Origin of the sequence: Rhodococcus sp. IEGM 1381 (genome assembly GCF_030056795.1) — a bacterium.
Lineage (GTDB): Bacteria > Actinomycetota > Actinomycetes > Mycobacteriales > Mycobacteriaceae > Rhodococcoides.
The window spans coordinates 242,551-253,656 of sequence record NZ_JASHKQ010000004.1 but is presented as its reverse complement, the minus strand read 5'-3'; the positions used below and the strand labels follow the sequence as shown (position 1 = coordinate 253,656).

Annotated in this window: 11 protein-coding genes; 5 read left to right on the top strand and 6 right to left on the bottom strand. The window is 61.3% G+C overall.

Annotation, left to right across the window (positions count from 1 at the left end; genetic code table 11):
* Positions 1-119 precede the first annotated feature (119 nt).
* The gene (locus tag QM797_RS14410; protein ID WP_283276299.1) at positions 120-347 is read left to right on the top strand and encodes an integrase core domain-containing protein; all 228 of its coding nucleotides are present in this window, start codon (positions 120-122) and stop codon (positions 345-347) included.
* On the opposite strand, the gene QM797_RS14405 is transcribed toward QM797_RS14410, so the two are convergent.
* Together QM797_RS14405 and QM797_RS14400 are read right to left on the bottom strand one after the other, a co-directional pair.
* Complete coding sequence (locus QM797_RS14405; protein ID WP_349307196.1) at positions 318-581, bottom strand: helix-turn-helix domain-containing protein; 264 nt, start codon at positions 579-581, stop codon at positions 318-320. The genes QM797_RS14410 and QM797_RS14405 overlap by 30 nt on opposite strands.
* A gap of 31 nt (positions 582-612) precedes the next feature.
* Entirely contained in the window at positions 613-1,743 is a 1,131-nt protein-coding gene (locus tag QM797_RS14400) for a tyrosine-type recombinase/integrase (protein ID WP_283276297.1), read from the bottom strand.
* Between the two features lie 601 nt (positions 1,744-2,344).
* Between QM797_RS14400 and QM797_RS14395 the strand changes: the two genes are divergently transcribed.
* Positions 2,345-3,937, top strand: coding sequence for a TPM domain-containing protein (locus tag QM797_RS14395; RefSeq protein ID WP_283276296.1), 1,593 nt, complete (start codon positions 2,345-2,347; stop codon positions 3,935-3,937).
* Positions 3,938-4,317: 380 nt separating this feature from the next.
* Here the strand turns inward: QM797_RS14395 and QM797_RS14390 are convergent, their stop codons facing one another.
* The 3 genes from QM797_RS14390 to QM797_RS14380 form a co-directional block, all read right to left on the bottom strand.
* Positions 4,318-5,949 carry a cation:proton antiporter domain-containing protein gene (locus QM797_RS14390; RefSeq protein WP_283276295.1) on the bottom strand — a complete coding sequence of 544 codons (1,632 nt, stop codon included), beginning with the start codon at positions 5,947-5,949 and terminating at the stop codon, positions 4,318-4,320.
* Positions 5,950-6,155: 206 nt separating this feature from the next.
* Positions 6,156-6,611 carry a tellurite resistance TerB family protein gene (locus QM797_RS14385; protein WP_027497122.1) on the bottom strand — a complete coding sequence of 152 codons (456 nt, stop codon included), beginning with the start codon at positions 6,609-6,611 and terminating at the stop codon, positions 6,156-6,158.
* Positions 6,612-6,739: 128 nt separating this feature from the next.
* Entirely contained in the window at positions 6,740-7,072 is a 333-nt protein-coding gene (locus tag QM797_RS14380) for a hypothetical protein (protein WP_283276294.1), read from the bottom strand.
* Positions 7,073-7,264: 192 nt separating this feature from the next.
* Between QM797_RS14380 and QM797_RS14375 the strand changes: the two genes are divergently transcribed.
* From QM797_RS14375 to pabB, 3 genes are all read left to right on the top strand, one after another.
* Positions 7,265-7,603, top strand: a complete 339-nt coding sequence (locus QM797_RS14375) for an RNA polymerase-binding protein RbpA (RefSeq protein WP_283276293.1) — start codon at positions 7,265-7,267, stop codon at positions 7,601-7,603.
* A 275-nt stretch (positions 7,604-7,878) separates the two neighbouring features.
* Positions 7,879-8,274 (top strand): chorismate mutase, encoded by a 396-nt coding sequence (locus QM797_RS14370; protein ID WP_283276292.1) that lies wholly within the window; start codon positions 7,879-7,881, stop codon positions 8,272-8,274.
* 9 nt (positions 8,275-8,283) lie between these two features.
* The gene (gene pabB / locus QM797_RS14365) at positions 8,284-10,344 is read left to right on the top strand and encodes an aminodeoxychorismate synthase component I (RefSeq protein ID WP_283276291.1); all 2,061 of its coding nucleotides are present in this window, start codon (positions 8,284-8,286) and stop codon (positions 10,342-10,344) included.
* Positions 10,345-10,410: 66 nt separating this feature from the next.
* Here the strand turns inward: pabB and QM797_RS14360 are convergent, their stop codons facing one another.
* Positions 10,411-11,007, bottom strand: a complete 597-nt coding sequence (locus QM797_RS14360) for a DUF8020 domain-containing protein (RefSeq protein WP_283276290.1) — start codon at positions 11,005-11,007, stop codon at positions 10,411-10,413.
* Positions 11,008-11,106: the final 99 nt, after the last annotated feature.

The following is an 11,106-nucleotide window of genomic DNA, read 5'->3' as shown; positions in this document are numbered from 1 at the left end:
TGGCGGTCGCCGAACGTGGCGGCGATGTTGCGGGCACAATCATGCACTCGGACAGGGGAACTCAATACACCGCTGCGATCATGAAGCAGGCATGCGAACGCTAGGGTTTGCGCCGTTCTATGGGCGAGACCGGCATTTGCTGGGACAACGCCGGCGCGGAGAGCCTGTGGTCGACGTTCAAACACGAGTACTACTACCGCCACACGTTCGCGTACAGGACCGAATTGGTTGCTGCAGTTGACAACTGGATGAACTTCTACAACACTCGCCGTAGGCACTCCACAATCGGAATGCTCAGCCCCCACAATTACGAACAGTCACTGAACGCGCCCACCATGGCCGCGTAACCACTGTCCACTTTCCGGGGTGAACCTCAGACGACTCGCGTCTGTCGCGGTGTAGGTCACGAGGTCGCCGGCTTCGATGCCGAAGATGTCGCAGAGGGCGACGAGAACACTGAACGCGATGCGCTCGGGTTCTTGCCCGACGATCCTGTAGATCTGAGATTCGGACAGGGTAATTCCTCTGTCCCGCAGGGGTTCCACGAGGTCGCGACTGTTTTTCATTCCTACGCGTGCCATGTGTTCACGCACACGCCAGCGATACTGTATTTCACGTTTCATGGTCTGCCTTTCCTATCGCGCCTTCTCGTTCACCGACGCTGCGACGCAGCGTGTTCGACAACACTTGTTCCAGATGGCGTGCCCGGTAGTCGGGGGAGGCGATCGTATAGATGGAGGTCGTTGCGGCGTGTTCGTGGCCGAGCTGCATTTGCACGAAGCTCAAGTCGTATCCGTACTCGGTTTGTAGATGGGTTGCATACGCGCGTCGGAGCGAGTGCAGGTCCAAGCCTGGAGGGAAGCCGAGCTCGTCCACCAGGTTTCGCATCCGCTTCCACAGGTCTCTGCCGGCGACGACGCCACCGCGGTCTGTGGGGAACAGGTCGGCGAGCGGCTGTCCGTAGCGGGGTAGGCCGTAGTTGGCCCAGTGCTCGAGTGCCTCTGCGGCCCAGTCGAATACGGTCAGCACTGTGCGTTGTTTGGCGGGTGAACCGCGCATCGCTTTTCCGTGCCTGATGCGCAGCAGTCCCCATTCACCGAAACCGGGTGCTCGTGCGTTTCGTGAGCAGTCGACCAGTTGCAGTTGTCGGCCTTCGCCGGCCCGCAGTCCCCATCCGTACAAGACCTTGAACGCCACCGCGTCGCGCCACGCAGCAAGGGCACCTTTACGTCCGGAGTGGAGGATTCGTTCCGGTTCGAGATCGGCGAGGTCGAAGAACTGCTGTAGCTCCGCCTTGGTGAACGGGCGTCGCTTGTTCTGGGTGTCGTTGGTCTGCACATGCGTGGCTCGGTTGAATTCGGTGATCACCTGCGAGAACACGGTCCCGAACAGCCGCCCGCAGTTCTCGTTCCACTCGTAGACGGGGTTGGTCGCGTATTCCAAGAACAGCCTGACGTCGGACTGATACGCCCGAATCGTGGCGTGAGAGAGATTGCGTACCCCGCGCAGATGAGCGAAGAACTCATCGGCATCGTGTGGGGACCATTGCCACGGTGGGGATCCCACGAAGTCGGCCATGCCATGGATCAGTTTGATTCGGCGGTCGGCGGTACTCGCACAGAAATTCTGGGTGATCTGCGCGCGTCGCCAGCCGACGAAGACATCGTCGAGGAAGGCTTCGGAGGATGCGGAGCTATCGGCCGGACGGTAGATCAGCCGACCACCAACGTCACGTCGATCCACGTCAGCACCCTTTCGCCTGTCTGCATATTCTGCACTTGAAGAGCGCAAACTGCAACGGTAGCTACCGTAACGCCTGCTCAGGCCGAATTGCTTGTCGTGAAACAGTGTCGTCGGAGAAGCGCCTGGATGCGGACGTGGGATGAGCATGCCGATGGTATCGATGCAGCTCAGGCGGGTATTGGCGAAGCACGAGGGCAGTTACACGAAGCAGAGATATTCGCACCGTGCGCTGATAGCCATCTACTACTTGACATAATGTGGATTATCGGCAAAACATCGACCTGTGGTTTGCCGATCCCAGCCTGTTTCCCGCAATATGGCCGATTCGGCTGCAGCTCTTCGGTTCGGGATTCGAGTCGATGTGATTCGGCACGGCGGTGTTGGAATACTCGCGGTGCTGGAACGCTTGCGAGGAATGTGCCGCGCATTCAGTGAGCAGCCGATCCACTCAGCTCGGACGGTTCGCTCTCTCTTTCCTGCCTCTGCGTACATTCGATTCGTCACAGTGACGAATCGAATGTACGCAGTTTGTCTCGACATTCACCGTCACTTCGGTCGAATGTCCTGGCTACCGCACACGAACTCTGGTTAGCATTCGTCGATGGACGCGTTTACTGAGACATCCCGTCGTCGGAGCTCGAACCGCCGGGTTGCCGCGGTGCTGATCGCCCTCTTTGCGGCCCTCGGCCTCGTCGGTTGCTCCGACGACTCGTCCGCCGACGCAGGTTTCGACACTCTGACATCGGGCCAGCGTGTCTACGACCGAACGGGTTTTTCCCTGGACCCGGCGCAGATCGCGGACATTCAACGTCAGTTGGAGAACTTGAAATCCGAAACCGGTGCGGACGTCATTGCGTACGTCCGTGAACTCGACGCGGATTCCGATGACACGTTGGATCAGGTCGAAGACCTTCAGCAGACTTGGGTGTCCGCTACAGGGGTCGATCAGGACACTGCGGGCGCGATCCTGATAAACCGGGAGCCCGGAAAGGTCGACGAGGCTCGCGCAGGCGTCTTCGTCGGCAGCACGTACGACGACGGCAATGTCCCTCGGGACGAACAAGAGGCCATCGTCGAGGATGCACTGATTCCGCCGCTGCGAGACGGAGACGTCGCGGGCAGCCTGACCGCAGGCATAGACCGCTTGAGGTCCGACATTCGCAACGGTCCGCCGGTGACTGCCATGGACAGGTTTGCCAGCGGTCCCGGCTCCACATGGCTGCCGTGGACCGGTTCGGTCATCGCACTTCTAGGGCTGCTCGTGGTGGCAACAGTATTTCGCGGCCGCGCGAAACCGACTGTGTCCCAACAGTCTCCGACCACAGTTCGACCGGACCAGGCCACCGATGCCGCCTACGCGACCGCCCTGGTACACCGCAGCGCGCAGCCCAGCGGCGTACCAGGGACGGTACTGGCGCTTGCCGCTGCCGATGCGCTCACCTTCGAGCAAGACAAGAAGCCGGGAAAGTTCGACAAGGGAACGGTCAGGATCAGGCTCCTCGATCGAACTCATGCCCGCGGAGAGGTCCAGCAAGCGGTCTGGTCGATGCTCGCCGAACGTGCCGAGGACGATGTCGTACACGGCGACGAGTTGAAGAAGATCGCTCGGGGTCCTGGCGCGACGAAAGACATCGTGGACGTAAGACTGCGGTCCGGTGGATTCGTCGCGGACGGCACCGGTCGACGCCGGGCCGTCTTGGCCGGTCTGGGCGTACTCGGCGGAGCCGGCGCGATCGGAGGAATCGCGGTTGCGACGTCGGGTGCCTCGATCATGTGGCTCGCGGTGGTGGCATCGGCCCTTCTCTTCGTTGCGGGGCTGACGGCGGCGATCGCGTACTCCCGATTCTCGGTCGCGGGCCTCGATGCCTCTCGCCCCTGGGAGGCGTACCGCGACGGCTTGAAGCAGGCCGCCAAGGGCAACGACGAGTCGGTCGATTTGAACGCAGCACTGCCCGACATTGTCGCGCTCGGCTTGGCCCCGGCCTTTCGGAAACGACTCGAGGCCGCAACCGACGCCGGGAGTGACACACCGCTGCGAGCCTTCACATCACCTGCGAGTGCCGACTACGCGGCGGGCGGCCCAGTCGTACTCCCCTGGGCCTCCTTTTCCGGAGTGTTCGTTTCCAGCGGTAGCGGATCCGTTGCTTCGGGCGGAGGCGCAGGTGGAGGAGGCGGAGCCGCAGGCAGTACCTGATCGATCGGTCGACGTCCCACCTCGTGCGGATCGATCAGGTAATGCCTGCCGCGAACAAGGTAGAGAACATCGGGAAAGTCCGATCCTGCTACTCGTTTCCGGTTACGGTGCTCGGAGGCGCACAATCTCTACCAGGGGTTCTCATGATCGCTGTACGCGCACTCTTCGCTGAATCGGTTCATCCGTCCGAATCTCGACGGGGCAACCCGGTTGTGCTCGAAGAGCGCCAGAAGACAGAGTGGCGAATACCGAGGCTCTGCGCCGGGCTGAGTACTCCCCCACGCCCCGCAGCAGGACCTGCATGTCCGACGCCTTTACGGGGTGACTGGGCAAGGTCGCCACTCTCGGCGAGCGTACGTAGTCCACTCCCCTGGCTCATGTCACGGTGCCCGGTCCGCGGGCTTGCTGGACTCGGGGTCGAGTTCTTCGACGACGGGTTCCGGGGCTGAATGTCCCACTTGGTCAGCCAGCTCCAGTCCAGCACCGGCGTAGACGTTGAAGGCGATGCTCACACCGTGTTCCTTGGCCCACTGAACTTCGTCGTCGTAGCGGGCGACGGCCGCGACGGTTCCGCTGAATCCGGATTCGCGGAGGCAGGCGAGTGCTGTGACGTTGGCTCCGTGACGTGGCATTGCCAGAACCGCTATCCGCACGGATTCCGAGCGCCGCAGTTGATTCCAGAAATCGAGATCGGTGGCGTCCCCTTCCAACACTCTCAGACCCTGTTCTGCGAGTCGACGAATCCGAGGACCGTCGTAGTCGACCCCCACCACGCTGAGCCTGTAGTGCTCGGTGAGCCGCTGATAGGCCGCGAACCCGACACGCCCCATCCCGATCACGACGACTTCGGCGTCGCCCGCGTCTCCGGAGCGTTCCTCCGGGTGCAGGCTCTGATCGTCCTGATCGGGTAGGCGTGCCGCGATCTTCTCCACCATCAGGTGCCCCCGACCGTTCACGAGAGCCGATACCACGAAGCTCAACGCCACGGCGATCGACATCTCGACCAGCCAGGACGGTGCCAGCAGCCCGGTCGTCACTCCGACCGAGACGACGATGAGACCGAATTCGGAGTAGTTCATCAGGCTCAATCCCGCGAGCAGCGCGGTTCGATACCGCAGTTTCATCATGGCGAACAGCGCCAGGTACAGCACCGATTTGAGCGGCAGTAGGAGCACCATCAGCAGGGCGACGCCGAGGCTGGGAACATCGGGCAACCCGGACAGGCCGATGGAAACGAAGAAGCCCACCAGCAGCAGTTCCTTGATATGAAACAGCGATCGGGACAGCTCGGAGGAAGCTGGATGCGATGCCAGAAGAACGCCGATGATCAACGCTCCCAGGTCTCCTTTGAGCCCCAGCGCGGAAAACAAGGCGTAACCCGGAACGAGGGCCATCACGATGCCGAAGAGCGACTGCATCTCGCCGTGGCCCAGCCCGCTCCACACCCTTCGGAGGATCCGTGTCAGGGGCCACAGGAGTACGAGGGTCACCGCCCACGGACTGGGCAGTGTGCCGCTGGTGACGGTGAGGAACACCACGGCAACGATGTCCTGCATCACGAGCACACCGATAGCCACGCGACCGTAGAGCGCGTGCGATTCGCCTCGTTCTTCGAGTACTTTGACGACGAATACGGTGCTCGAGAACGACATGGCGAAGGCGAGCAACGCGATCGTCGTCGTGCTCTGTCCGGACAGCATGGCCATTCCAGCGACGGCCGCAAGCCACAGGACGGTGGTACCGAGCACGACGCTGATGACCAGATGTATCGACGTCGTCAGCCACACTTCTCGGCGCAGCAGAATTCGTACGTCGAGCTTGAGACCGATAGCGAACAGCAGCAATGTGACGCCGAGGTCTGCCATCAGTTCCAGTTGGGGCATCTCACCGATGTCGAGGGCATTGATGACGAAGCCGGCCGCCAGGAAGCCGACCAGTGGAGGTAGCCGGACAGCCATGGCGAGTCCGCCCAAGCCGAAGGCGATGACGAGGTAGATCGCGGCAACTGTCATGCACCGTCTCTCTGCTGGTGGGTCGCAACCGGATCTCCAACGGATCGACGACATCGGCACATGCCGTCGGAGTGATCCAAGTATCCCGGCATTTCGCCTATTTCACAGCGCACACTGTTGCGACGCCAACGGCGACCGACGAGGGCGCACCTTCGCCGATCGCCGTTGCTGCGATCGAATGTTCGTTCTCTATCGGTCGGAAGGTCTCAGAGCTCGAACTCGGCCGGATCGATTCCCACTGCAAAACATGCATTGCGGACGGCAGCCTTCTCGTGATCGTCGAAATGACCGTCTGCGCCGCCGATGATGATGCCGATCTGAATGACGGCTCGCGCCTGGTCGGGCTTCGACTTCAGCTTGCCGATCGTGGCAGTTGCTTCGACCTTCCCGAAGTCGAAGTCACCCTGCAGCTTGTCGCAGTACCAGTCGAACTTCTGACGAAGTTCGTCGGATTCGAACACCCGCAGGGCCTCGTTACCGGCGATCAGGGCTGCCGTCTTCTGCCGCTCGGCAGGATCGATGGTGCCGTCTGCTGCCGCGATGAGCGCGCACATGGCCATGCTGCCGTTGGCAAATTCCTTGTTCTTGAACTGGCTGGTCTTGGTTTGCAGCTGCCCGTTCAGTTCCTGTGCCTTGGACTTGAGTTGATCCCAGAACGCCATGGAGCTCCTCTTCGTGTTCGATATCCGCGCACATGCGCGAACTCAGTCCATTGTCCATGGTGTCGGTGAACCAGGATGGAACCACAGTTCGGTGCGGTCGATTCGCCAGCCCTTCCCCGCTGCCCTCCTCAGCGCAGCCGCTCCGCATCGCGCGCCTTGGTCAACAGTTCGACACACAAGCGGTGCAATTCAGCGGTGTCGGCACCTTCCGTGACCGCGGTGCTGACGTCCTCGGCGGCGCAGCGAACCTCGAACGCTCGATCGGCTGCCGCCGACGCCTCCTCGGCCGTCAAGATGACGGCGTCGTCCGGAATCGAAGTTTCCTTCATCGCACTGCGTTGCTCGTAGGCGCGTTGGCGACACGACTGACGGCAGTACCGTCGCTTGCGTCCGGTTCCGGAGTCTGCGACAGGGCGTCCGCACCATGTGCACGTCTGGTCACGGCGAGTTCTGACGGACATGGTCGTTCAGCCTACTGCGGCTGGAAGGTAAGATGCATTCACCAGCTGCGACGATGGCATCGCGCCGGGGCCCATCGGCCCGGGAACGAACCGACGCGCGGCGACGTTGTAGATCAGTGGGTAGACGGTGTAGCTCGGTGTCGACGGATGACACCGACGCGCGTACCTACTATCGATGGAGAGGACTTCACCATGGCAGATCGTGTACTTCGAGGTAGTCGACTCGGAGCCGTGAGCTACGAGACCGATCGTGATCACGACTTGGCACCTCGCCGCGTTGCACGCTACCGATGCGACAACGGCGAGGAGTTCGACGTTCCCTTCGCCGACGACGCAGAAATCCCCGGCACCTGGGCTTGTCGAAACGGCCTCGAAGGGTCACTACTCGAGGGAACCGCGCCGGAGGCCAAGAAGGTCAAGCCGCCACGCACCCACTGGGACATGCTGCTCGAACGCCGCTCGGTGGACGAGCTGGAAGAACTCCTCAAAGAGCGCTTGGATTTGTTGAAGGTCAAGCGCCGCGGCGCGTAAGGGCCGTCGTCTGCACTGCCAGATTGGAAACAATCCGGCGGTGCAGTTTTTTTCTGCCATTCCAACTCGGCGTACGTTCCGGATGGGGGCGGTGTGTTTATCGTCGCGCTTTCGTGCGTTCCAATACTGTTGAGTGGCGGTGAAACCGCGCGAGGTGTCATGATCGAGCATCGATTGCCGCGCTGGTCGTCGAACGGCAATGTCTGCCGTAACAATTGTCGGTGCATTCCGATAATCATCACCACTGGAGTCGAAACATCAGGGAGCAGTAACTCGTGAGCCAGGATTTTGATCAACGCTCCAACGACGCTCTGCGCACAGCTGCCTTCGAGGCGAAATCCGAAGGTCATCGCGCTGCAGGCGAGCACAAGCTTGCCGAGCTGAGGCGTGAGTTGGACGGAATAGATGAAGTTCTGCGCGCTGCAATTCGAGACCGTATCGATGTATGTGTTCGAGTTGCACACGTGAAGCGCGAACATTCCATTCCGATGATGCAACCCGGTCGCGTCGGTTTGGTGACCGAACGCGCCCGAGAATTTGCGTCCGCAAATGGCTTGTCCCCCGACTTCCTCGAAGACCTGTACCGATCGATGATTGCCGAATCATGTCGCGTCGAGGACTTGATCATCGACTCTCCCGCTGCCGGGCTCGGCCCCGAGAGTGAACGGTAGAGCACGTCGATGACCATCAACACACTCCTCGTGGACAACTACGATTCGTTCACCTACAACCTGTACAGCCTCCTGGCGGAGGTCAACGGCCGTCCGCCCACAGTGGTCAAGAACGACGTCGAGTGGACGTCTCTGGACTTCGACACCTTTGACAACGTCGTCATCTCCCCCGGGCCAGGACGCCCTGATCTGGAGCAGGACTTCGGCATCAGCAGTCGAGTGATCACCGAATCCGGCCTGCCGATTCTCGGTGTCTGCCTCGGGCACCAGGGACTGTGCCACCTGTTCGGCGGCAGTGTCGATCTCGCACCCACGCCGATGCACGGCAGGATCACCGACATCACTCATACCGGTGTCGATCTTTTCGCCGGAATTCCGTCTCCCTACTCGGTGGTTCGGTATCACTCACTGGTCGTGACACGCACGCCTGCCGATTTCGAGGAAGTCGCATGGACACCCGACGGCTTGGTGATGGCAGTTCGGCATCGCAGCAAGCCGATGTGGGGAGTGCAATTCCATCCCGAGTCCATCAGCACCGAATACGGACGCGAACTGCTCGCCAACTTCAGAGACCTGACATTGGCGCAGTCCAGCGCATCGAGTGCTGCAGGTACCCAGGATTCGATGTTCACCATCGAGACTCGCTCCATCGACGAGGCTTTCGATCCCGAGCAGGTTTTCGCCACGCTCTACGCCGACAGTACGAAGAGTTTCTGGCTGGACGGCAGTGCAGCACTCGAGCCCGAATGCAGGTTCACCGTCATGGGCGACTGCTCGGGGCCACACGCGGAGTACGTGACCTACTCTGTTGCCGAAACCATGGTGACCGTGCAGGGTGCCGACGGTACGACGGAGCTCGTTCACTCCACTTTCTTCGACTACGTCGACGATCGGTTGCGCGAGCGTGCCACTCCCCCTCGCCACGACCTTCCGTTTGCCTTCGGACTCGGCTATGTCGGATATCTCGGCTACGAGTTGAAGGCCGATACCGGTGGCCAATTGGTGCATACAGCCGCCACCCCCGATGCCTCCATGGTCTTCGCGGATCGCGCGCTGGTGTTCGACCACGAGGCCGGCACCCTCTACCTGATGGGATTGGCCACCACGCCCGGTGACCCCGTCCTGGCACAGTGGTTCGACTCGGTAGCCGCCACACTGCGTGGACTGTCCGGTCAATCCGCACAGGCGGCCCGTTCCGGCGCGGGCGGATCCGGTACTCCTCTGCTCGGAGCAGAGCTCTCGCTCGAACCGCGACTGCGGCACGATCGCGCTCACTACCTCGATTTGATTTCCCAGTGCCTCGCCGAAATCCGCTCCGGTGAAACGTACGAGGTCTGCTTGACGAACACCGCTACGTTGGCCGGTTCTATCGACCCCGCGGCAACGTATTCGTATATGCGGGAAATCAACCCGACCCCGTACAGTGCGTTCTTGAATTTTCCCGAGGTCTCGGTCCTGAGCGCGTCACCCGAGCGCTTCCTACGAATCGACGCGGACCGCATCGTGGAGTCCAAGCCCATCAAAGGAACTCGTCCGCGCGGAGCGACCTCCGAAGAGGACAACGCGCTGAAGGCCGATCTCGTCGCAAACGAGAAGGACAAGGCCGAGAACCTCATGATCGTCGATCTGGTCCGCAACGATCTGGCTCAGGTCTGCATTCCGGGTTCGGTGCACGTGCCGAAGTTGTTCGATGTCGAAACCTATGCTCCTGTACATCAATTGGTGTCTACGGTTCGCGGTCGCCTGCGCGACGATGCGTCGGCGGCGGACTGTATCCGCGCTGCGTTTCCGGGTGGATCCATGACCGGTGCCCCCAAGATCCGCACCATGGCGATCATCGACAAGCTCGAAGACGGACCCCGCGGAGTGTATTCGGGTGCCATCGGCTACTTCTCGATCACGGGTACTGCGGACTTCTCGATCGTCATCCGCACGATTGTCGCCACCGAGCACGAGGTGACCTATGGGGTCGGCGGTGCCATCGTCGCACTCTCCGATCCCGATGAGGAGTTCGAGGAAACTATGGTGAAGGCTGTATCCATGCGCCGTGCGCTGACCGGCCGAACGTAAAACGGAGGGTAGGGCGCATGCGCCCTACCCTCCGTTCTATTCGCGTCTGTCGACGCGTGTCGCGCCTTACGCAGTGGTGAAGTACTCGAAGACCGCGGGCTGAGCCTGCGGGTTGCCGTTTGCCGTTCCGATGACAGCACCAGCCACTGTTCCGATCACAGTTCCGATGATGCAGCCGGAAATGAAGTTCGGGAAGATGGATACGCAGCCGATGGCGAAGCCGAGGCCTGCACCGATTGCCGTGCCGACGCCGCCGCCGTTGTTCCAGCCGATTGCCAGCTGGTTGACCATGTTGTCGAACGCCTGCTGCTTGGTGCGAGGACCCGCAACGTCCGCGACGGGAACAGTCTGCGGAGTCAGCGTCAACTCTCGACCCTCGGCACCGATCAGGGGTGCGATCGAGTAGACCGTGCCGTTGATGCTGTACTCCAGCGGAACCGATGCGATCGTGGCGCCGGACTGATCGACGATCGACACTGTCTCGCTCGTCGCATCGACTCGGAACAGGCCGGCGTCGAGGATGGTCTTGACGGTTCCATCCGGATTGACCGACGTCTGGTAGTTCACCGTCTCGGACGACGGGTCTGCTACGGCGTGGCCCGCTCCGGTGGCTACCGCAGCGGTCAACGCCACCGCGACCGTAGCTGTTCTGATCAGTTTCACTTCTGTCCCCTGGTTGTAGTGACCTGCATTCGACCGCATTGGTACCGAACGCCGATCGTATTCGTAACGGTGCTCTTCGATGCGAAGAACACGCCAAAT

Excerpts from the sequence above, each read along its gene's own strand:
- QM797_RS14380 (WP_283276294.1), bottom strand. The coding sequence starts at position 7,072 with ATGTCCGTCAGAACTCGCCGTGACCAGACGTGCACATGGTGCGGACGC.
- QM797_RS14375 (WP_283276293.1), top strand. The coding sequence starts at position 7,265 with ATGGCAGATCGTGTACTTCGAGGTAGTCGACTCGGAGCCGTGAGCTAC.
- QM797_RS14385 (WP_027497122.1), bottom strand. The coding sequence starts at position 6,611 with ATGGCGTTCTGGGATCAACTCAAGTCCAAGGCACAGGAACTGAACGGG.
- QM797_RS14395 (WP_283276296.1), top strand. The coding sequence starts at position 2,345 with ATGGACGCGTTTACTGAGACATCCCGTCGTCGGAGCTCGAACCGCCGG.
- QM797_RS14410 (WP_283276299.1), top strand. The coding sequence starts at position 120 with ATGGGCGAGACCGGCATTTGCTGGGACAACGCCGGCGCGGAGAGCCTG.
- QM797_RS14405 (WP_349307196.1), bottom strand. The coding sequence starts at position 581 with ATGGCACGCGTAGGAATGAAAAACAGTCGCGACCTCGTGGAACCCCTG.
- QM797_RS14390 (WP_283276295.1), bottom strand. The coding sequence starts at position 5,949 with ATGACAGTTGCCGCGATCTACCTCGTCATCGCCTTCGGCTTGGGCGGA.
- pabB (WP_283276291.1), top strand. The coding sequence starts at position 8,284 with ATGACCATCAACACACTCCTCGTGGACAACTACGATTCGTTCACCTAC.